Raw genomic sequence first — 6,090 nt, 5'->3', positions numbered from 1 at the left:
TTGGGCGTACCACCCCTGCAATTGTTGTTCAGCATGGTCGAGCCATATCGTCTGCGTCTGTTTAAGCCGTTGATGGCTGAAATCATCCAGCCGTGCCGAAATAACCGAAACGACGGCGGCAAGGAAAATCATCAGGACCAGGACATACAGAATCGCCGCGACGCCCGCCTCTGCCCCTTGCAGGGGTGCAACCCCTTGCCGACTGCAAGCACTGATGACTGTAAGCCGGTCGTGCCGTCCGCAGGACCCGGCTTCACGCCTGTCGGCTGCAAGCCTTTTGGATGGCTGCTGCTCAATCCACACTGGCAAATACCTTTCCAACGGAGTCACCCGTAACAAAGCAGGTGCTGGGGATGTTATTGCCCTGTTCAGCACAGCCATTGCAACGCTTGCAGACCTCCGCCCGTGTAGAAGCCGATACAGGTCCTATCATGACGGCGACCTCTTCCTTTCCTCGTCCCGCCATCTCCGGGTTTTGACTGAGCCAATCACCCTTCGTTATGGTCGCCGTGGTCCCCGGCATCCCGCTATCTGAATCCGGAATAGTCAGCTTGCCTCTCGGATTGGTCTGGGTAAGATAAGGCCCATCCCATTGCTGCTCATCCGGCGCACAGCCCATAAGACCTGCCGCCTGTCCATTGGCACCCAGTGTTCCCAGTGCGGCTACATTTGCGGGATAACAACCCGTATCCTGAGCAAAGTTCTGGCTCGCCCGCACGATAGCGTTCATCGTTTGATAAATAGCCTCACCCCGCGTATTGGAGAGATTCAGGTAATAGACGGCAGCCGCCGTTACAATGACCGCAATCACCAAAGCCGCGAGCATACCAATCAGAGAAAATCCGGACTCGGCAGCCGCTGAAACGGGCCATCGCGACCGCAAAAATAAAGGGCGTGCAGCATAGGGAGAACGGTTCTTGCGGAATAACCTGGAAGCCGCAACCCCATCACTACACGCAGACTGTCCCATCTGACAAACAGACCTTAGTAAGCGCCGTACTGGTTCTGGGCGAAGATGTAATAGACTTGATCCAATCCACCGGCGCCTTGGATCAGTACACACTGACCGCCATCAGCGCCAGTGCTGTTACCGTGCGCACCATTGCAGATATTGGTCGTTTTATGGGCGATACTGGCAGGGATATTGTTAGCGACCAACGCATACTGATACGGCATACCATTCGGCAAGGCCCCGGTAGAACTTGACGTCAATGGCTCAAAAGTGAGCGTCGCACCCGTAGCAATACTGTTCAGCAGCAACACGCCACTGGTATTCATGTCCTTATCCTTGGCATACGGACCATTCCAGGTGGTCGAAACATTGGTATTGGTGGAGTTGTCATTTTCAAAATTGGTATCCACCATGGCCCCGTATACGGTCGGGTAGGCCCCCACACTCATGTTGTAATGCTCAGCCGCAGCAGCCACGGACGTAAAGGTGGCAAATAGCGCCTTGCTTTTGGAGCCGCTCAGACTTAGAAAGCCATACGTGGCGACCCCAAGAATGGTCATAATCAACCCGGCGGCCAGAATACCGATCAAACTGAAACCAGATTCATCCGGGTTATTTTTTACTTCGGTTGATGCTGCACTGGCAGCGAAAAAGGGGATGCGCTGTAAAGCATTACGCGCACGATCAATCACACGAGAACACTTTGAAATCATCATGACGAAATCTTCCTGAAAAAAGTAAAGGATCCGATTCAGGAGATTAATGCGTCAGGAAGGTGTCTAGGTGGTCAATAAACGGCTTTTTTCTGGTTTTTTCAAAAAGTGGTACGTTAAAAACGATCAAGAGATCAAATTGATCCCCGAAATCCACCACACGCCAGACAAAAAAATAGGCCGATAACGCTCGACCTGATTGCGGCCTCGCCCACTGTGCTGTCGGCCCGGAGTTTTGAGAGGTGCTGATAAGGGCCTCTCAGGCCCGTTCACGTGTCTTGGCTGCCGGTGTTTTTTCCCCACCGCCGGCGGGGGACCTTGTTTCGGGATCTTTGTGTACTGCACTGATTCCAGTATATCCGACGATTTTTGCGCTTTTTAAACATTAAACGGTTAGTTTGGGCTTTTTTCAAACCACAGCCGTACTGACCGGCTCCATCACCTGCTGCACAATACACTGCAGGGATTCTTCCCCGCGAAAGCGGTTGACCGATAAGGTATACAAAAACCGGCAGATATCACCGGGTTCCGGGTCGGGCACCTCTCCGCGCTTAAACTGAATGGCCTGTAGCGGCTGACCTGTGCGCCCTGCCCCATCAAGCGCCACGGACATCTTGAGGGTTTGCCCATCCTTGCCGATACGCTGGCTTTTCAGCAGACGAAATGTGCCAATGAACAACGGTGCGGGGAATTGATTGCCATACGGGCCAAAGGCTTCGATTTCCTGCGCCAAATCCAGCGTACAATAATCCGGTTCAATTTCGCCATCGACCCAGACGCGATGGGCCAAGGCATCGAAAGGAATCCGTTGTAAGGCCAGCGCCTGGGCGATTTGCGCAAAACGGTCAAAGTTCTGGGTGCGTACGGTCAGCCCTGCCGCCATGGCATGCCCACCAAACCCGAGAATCAGGCCCGGGTGCTGCGCATCCATTTCGGCCAGAAAATCCCGAATATGCACATTGGGAATGGACCGTGCCGAACCTTTGAGTACGCCCGCATCAGCACCCGGCGCAAAAACCAGCGTCGGCAATCCGGTACGTTCCTTGATGCGGCCCGCTACCAGGCCAACTACGCCCTCATGCCCCTGCGGATCCTGCAAACACAAGATACGGGGAGCCTGCACCGCCTGGGCGTCTTCATCGGTCAGTGGAATGGCTTCTGGGGATTCCGGCAATAACTGCTGCGCCCGCTCCAAAGCCTGTTCCAGCATTTCCGCTTCGATCTGTTGTCTTTCTCCATTCAGACTGTGCAGTTTTTTCGCCAGGGTATCGGCTTCCTCTGCATCCCGGGTCAGCAATAACCGCACCCCTACTCGCATATCTTCCAGACGACCGGCAGCGTTAATGCGGGGACCCAACCGAAAACCCAGATCTTCCGCTTGCACCGTGGCTGGAGAGATGCCAGACACCCGCATTAAAGCCAGCAAACCGGTACGCGCAGTGCCCTGGCGCAGACGTTTCAATCCGGCACGAATGAAAATGCGATTATTTTTTTCTAGAGGCACCACATCGGCCACGGTACCCAAGGCCACCAAATCCAGGAATTGCCCCAGATCCAAGCCATGCACCGGAGGATGCCCGGCGGCTATGAGCACTTTTTTGATGGCAGCAGCCAGATAAAAAGCCACGCCTACGCCACAGGTGCTTTTCCAAGGGAACCGGCAACCGGGCTGATTGGGATTCACCACGGCGTCGGCAGGCGGAATTCCCTGGCCGGGCAAATGATGGTCAGTCACAATCACCGTCATGCCCCGCGCCTTGGCCGCTTCAACGCCCGCAAAGGCGCTGATGCCGTTATCGACCGTAATCAGGCAATCCGCCTGATGCGCCGCAGCCCGTTCCACTAACGCGGGGGAAAGCCCATAGCCTTCGGTCACCCGATTGGGAATCAGAAAATCCACACGCGCACCGCATTGGGTCAGGAAGTCCATCAGCAACGCCGTTGCCGTTCCGCCATCGACGTCGTAATCGCCTATCACAAAGAGGTTTTTTTGTTTCAGAACACATTCCGCGACCAGATGGGCGGCTTTTTCCAAATCGCGCATGCTCCCCGGTTGTTCCAGGGCGCGCAGCAAAAGGGCTACCGATTCCGGTTCAGCCACCCCGCGACCCGCCAGTATGCGGGCAATAACGGGGTGAATACCGGATTGTATCAGCCGCTGAACGGCCTCTGCATCCGGACGCCGATACTGAATAATGGGCATTTTCGGTGATTAGCGTAAGGGAATGACGGGCGCCGGTTTTTCGGAGCGGGCCGGCTGAAGCGCGCGGACATATTCCTCGCCCAATAATTGATTGAGTAAGGCAAACTCCGCGTCGCGGTCTTTTTTAGCCGCTTCGAAAGAAAGTGGTTGTTGGTTCCTGTTGTCTTTTTCCATGATGTATTTCCTTGTGAGTGATTGATACAGATCATCTTATCACAGCCCAATGGCGTCCCAGGACAAAGCATCTACAGCGCTTTCTTCTTCGCTCTGCCGCAGATAGGCATGTATCCAGCGATCATTTAGTAATGGACCATGCCGAACCATGCAGGCCAGCAACTTATCAACAGCGGCAGGCAACGCCTCCAGCACCCACGCATGCACCTGCTCATCATGTGCGTAGATCTCAATGAGCGCGCCCATGGCCACCGCATAGCCCGAGGGCAAATCCCCATTTTCCACATGCGCAAAAATCCGTTCGGCGATTTTTTGGATATCCGCCAATTCAGTCCTCCTTTTTTTCTGTTTCCCAAACTCCCTGCATTTCTTCCTGTTCGATGCGATAAGCTTCGCTCAACACAAAGATGGAAAGGGAAATATAACTGGCCACGAGCAAAGTCATGCCCATCAACAGCAGCAAAATGAACCAGATCATGGCAACATGGATTCCAATAACAAGGGAAAGTCCAAAGCGGCATCCAGCACGGTCACCCCATCGGCGGGCGCATCCGCATCCTGATAGCCCTGGCAGAGCCAGGCACTCACCGGAACATGGAAAGCCGCCAGATTGACATTGCCGACACGATCATCAAGAAAGGCCCGCGCCCCGAGTGCGCGCAGTACCGACAAGCGCCGCTCTGGTGAGGCTTTCGCCCCGAGCAATTGCAGATTTTTTTCAGGAATCAGGTCCCCCAGGGTCAAAGCCCGTTCCCGAAAAAAGGCGGGGTCCACATTGGTAATGGCAAAGATCTCGCAACCCATCGCTTTCAGGGCACCCACCAACTCCCAGGCGTAGGGATATGGGTCAATGCGTCCAAACCAGCCATCGGCATGAAAGGCGTCCCAGACCTGCCGAACATTCTCCGACGATAAACCAAATCGTGTAGCTAAATCCCAGGTATTCTCCTTTCGGATCACCGCATGTTGCAGCGTTTCTTCGGCACACTGTTTCCAGGCTTGCTCGAAGTTGAGCAGGACCCCGTCCACATCTAACACAACCGGCGGCTTATACTGCCGCGAAATCATCATAAGTGACCTTCCTTGTTTTTACGTTCTTTTAAAAAACTGGCTCTTAAATCCAGTGCTTATATCTGATATTTCAATCCGCACCCGACATCCCCCGAGCGAAGCCACCTGGAAGAGCTGAAGCCGCCCCCAAGTCCAATCACCCCTGAATATGGAGATGTCAAAGCGGAGTTTGTTTTGGATTAACCCACACGCGGAAGGTCTTCCGGCCAGAGCTCTCCCTCTTCCAGAATCGGACGATAGTTCTGAAGCAGGGTCTGCATGTTCACATCAAATTCGATATCAAACTGGCCCTTTAAGGTCACGGTTTGGCTATCTTTGACGCAGACAAATCCGTAGTTTTTTTCGCCATCTTGTCTTTCAAAGCGCATGCCTTACCCCCGGCAGCTTCCCGTCGGCAACAAATCGCCGATAGCCCCGTCCTGAATCTGCTTCAGGTGGTCGGGCGCGACCCCATGCCACAAGACGGGTTTTCCATCTTTCCGACAAACCATCACCGTCGGCGTGGCAATTTCACCCGTTCGCGCCAAAAGATGGGTATTCGCTTCTATGCGCGCCGTTGCCGGTACTTTCTGGTTCTTGGCCGGCGTGATGCCGCCCTCTTCCGTATGGACATTAAAATGTGCTTCATCAAACGCCCAGGCCTTGGCCGGGTCCTTGGCCGATAGAATAGCAACGGCTTTGGGCAGGCTGGACGGCTTCAAAAAGGCCACCGGTACGACTTTGATACGGAGCTTGCCCGCTTTCAATTCCGGCAAAACCGCTTCATAGAACTTGTGGCAAAAAATACAATTCGGATCCATGAAAGCGGCCACCATGGGACCACCATGGCCCAAAACAAAGCCCGGTGCGGCGACGGCCTGATTTAACACTTGCGCAACGGGTAAAGGCTTGGGCACCAAACCGAGCTTTTCTGCCATTTCGGTATTCAGCATTTTCCCGTTGGCGGCAATCACCGGCCCGGGTATCAAGTATTTTCC

General features: G+C 54.2%; 10 protein-coding genes. All 10 read right to left on the bottom strand.

Annotation, left to right across the window (positions count from 1 at the left end; all coding sequences use genetic code 11):
- Positions 1–309, bottom strand: a 309-nt coding sequence (locus tag AC2VLY_RS05225) for a hypothetical protein (protein ID WP_486921886.1), incomplete at its 3' end; no start/stop codon positions are given.
- On the bottom strand, positions 293–970 hold the full coding sequence (locus AC2VLY_RS05220; protein ID WP_486893115.1) for a type II secretion system protein: 678 nt from the start codon (positions 968–970) through the stop codon (positions 293–295). The genes AC2VLY_RS05220 and AC2VLY_RS05225, both read right to left, overlap by 17 nt.
- 14 nt (positions 971–984) lie before the next feature.
- Complete coding sequence (locus AC2VLY_RS05215; RefSeq protein WP_486921885.1) at positions 985–1,668, bottom strand: type II secretion system protein; 684 nt, start codon at positions 1,666–1,668, stop codon at positions 985–987.
- Between the two features lie 406 nt (positions 1,669–2,074).
- Positions 2,075–3,868 (bottom strand): single-stranded-DNA-specific exonuclease RecJ, encoded by a 1,794-nt coding sequence (gene recJ, locus AC2VLY_RS05210; protein ID WP_486921884.1) that lies wholly within the window; start codon positions 3,866–3,868, stop codon positions 2,075–2,077.
- Positions 3,869–3,877: 9 nt separating this feature from the next.
- Entirely contained in the window at positions 3,878–4,042 is a 165-nt protein-coding gene (locus AC2VLY_RS05205) for a hypothetical protein (protein WP_158627743.1), read from the bottom strand.
- A gap of 39 nt (positions 4,043–4,081) precedes the next feature.
- Positions 4,082–4,369 carry a hypothetical protein gene (locus AC2VLY_RS05200; protein WP_142086143.1) on the bottom strand — a complete coding sequence of 96 codons (288 nt, stop codon included), beginning with the start codon at positions 4,367–4,369 and terminating at the stop codon, positions 4,082–4,084.
- Position 4,370: 1 nt separating this feature from the next.
- Entirely contained in the window at positions 4,371–4,520 is a 150-nt protein-coding gene (locus AC2VLY_RS05195) for a hypothetical protein (protein ID WP_153940629.1), read from the bottom strand.
- Positions 4,517–5,113, bottom strand: coding sequence for an HAD family hydrolase (locus tag AC2VLY_RS05190; RefSeq protein ID WP_486921883.1), 597 nt, complete (start codon positions 5,111–5,113; stop codon positions 4,517–4,519). Before AC2VLY_RS05190 ends, AC2VLY_RS05195 begins: the two co-directional genes overlap by 4 nt.
- Before the next feature lie 179 nt (positions 5,114–5,292).
- Positions 5,293–5,481, bottom strand: a complete 189-nt coding sequence (locus AC2VLY_RS05185) for a hypothetical protein (protein ID WP_215866205.1) — start codon at positions 5,479–5,481, stop codon at positions 5,293–5,295.
- A gap of 3 nt (positions 5,482–5,484) precedes the next feature.
- On the bottom strand, positions 5,485–6,090 hold a 606-nt coding region (locus tag AC2VLY_RS05180; RefSeq protein ID WP_486921882.1), incomplete at its 5' end, for a thioredoxin fold domain-containing protein.

The organism is Acidithiobacillus sp. TH-A36, from assembly GCF_057473445.1.
The sequence above is the reverse complement of the archived record's forward strand: the minus strand, read 5'-3'. Positions and strand labels throughout refer to the sequence as shown.